This window comes from Mesorhizobium sp. M7A.F.Ca.CA.004.04.2.1 (genome assembly GCF_004022825.1).
In the GTDB taxonomy this organism is placed as follows: domain Bacteria; phylum Pseudomonadota; class Alphaproteobacteria; order Rhizobiales; family Rhizobiaceae; genus Mesorhizobium.
This window is the reverse complement of record NZ_RZPH01001351.1, coordinates 1-1,261: the sequence shown is the minus strand read 5'-3', so window position 1 is coordinate 1,261 and position 1,261 is coordinate 1. Positions and strand designations below refer to the sequence as shown.

Annotated in this window: 2 protein-coding genes; one reads left to right on the top strand and one right to left on the bottom strand. The window is 64.9% G+C overall.

Going from position 1 to position 1,261, the window contains the following annotated elements; all coding sequences use genetic code 11:
* The coding region (locus EN893_RS34490) for a 4-oxalocrotonate tautomerase family protein (RefSeq protein ID WP_164901405.1) at window positions 1-214 on the bottom strand (214 nt) is incomplete at its 3' end.
* A 112-nt stretch (window positions 215-326) separates the two neighbouring features.
* Here EN893_RS34490 and EN893_RS34485 point away from each other — a divergent pair.
* Window positions 327-1,181, top strand: coding sequence for a LysR substrate-binding domain-containing protein (locus EN893_RS34485; protein ID WP_127272459.1), 855 nt, complete (start codon window positions 327-329; stop codon window positions 1,179-1,181).
* The last annotated feature ends 80 nt before the right edge of the window (window positions 1,182-1,261 follow it).

The following is a 1,261-nucleotide window of genomic DNA, read 5'->3' as shown; positions in this document are numbered from 1 at the left end:
CCTTGATATCAAGCCAGAACGTGTTGGTGCCGTGCTCGGCCAGCGACTTGCCGCCGGCGAACCAGTGCTGCGGATCGACATAGGACACGGCAACTGCCGTGATCGTCGGATCCTTGCGCAGCTGCGTGGCGGTGATTTCGGTAGCCTCCTCTGCGATGCGAGCGGAAAGCGCCGCGTCAGGCTTGCCGGTGACGCTGATGTTGATAATGGGCATTTTCTTCTCCTTGGCTTGAGCGGCGTCCGATCGCCGTTGAAACAACCATGCCACCACCTTTAGATCAAAAAAATCGAATTGTTTTTAACTGAAGCTTCGATAATATCGAAGTATGGAAACGCTGGATCCCGATCTGCTCCGAACCTTCCTTGCTTTCGTCGACAGCGGCTCGCTGGCCCAGGCGGCTGCAAGCGTCGGCCGTTCGCCCTCGGCGGTGACCACCCAGATGCAGCGGCTGGAAGAAATCGTCGGCGAGCCGCTGCTGGCGCCGCAAGGGCGAGGGCGCGGCTTGACCCCTGCAGGCGAAGACCTCGTCGGCCATGCCAGGCGGATCCTTGCCGCCCATCGCGAGGCCTGGCTGGCGCTCAAGGGCGCGCGCGCTGCCGGACGCGTCGCCATCGGCACTACGCAGGATTTCGCCGACAGCGGCCTGCCGGATCTGCTGCGTGCCTTCGCCGTCAGTCATCCGCGCGTCAGGATCGAACTGCGGGTCGGCCGCTCCGCCGAACTGGCGCAGGCGCTGCAGTCTGGCGGCCTCGATCTGGCGATCGTCATGCGCCAGGCGGCGGCGCCGGACGAAGTCGGCGTGCTGCGCGAGCCGATGATATGGCTATGCTCACAAAAGGGGCTGGCTTCGCGGCAGGAGGAACTGCCGCTGGCGCTGCTCGATCCGTATTGCGGTTTTCGCGAGGCAGCACTTGCCGCACTCGATGCGGCCGGCCGCCGCTACCGCATCGCTGCCGGCAGCGCCAGTCTGGCCGGCCTGCGCACGGCGGTGAACGCCGGTGTCGCGCTGACGCTGCGAACGGCTCGCTTTGCCCATTCCGGCATTGTCGAGGCGCCGCGCGAGCTTGGCCTGCCGCAGGTTCCAATGGCTGAGTTCGCCATCCGGCTGCGCACCGGTGCCGACGGGTCGGCAGCCGATCTGGCGGCCCTTCTCAGCGGCAACCTTGCCTTGTCGGGCTGAATGCCCAAAGAAAAAGCCGACCTTACGGTCGGCTTGGTGGCAAAGAAAAAGCCGACCTTACGGTCGGCTTGGAGTAGGAC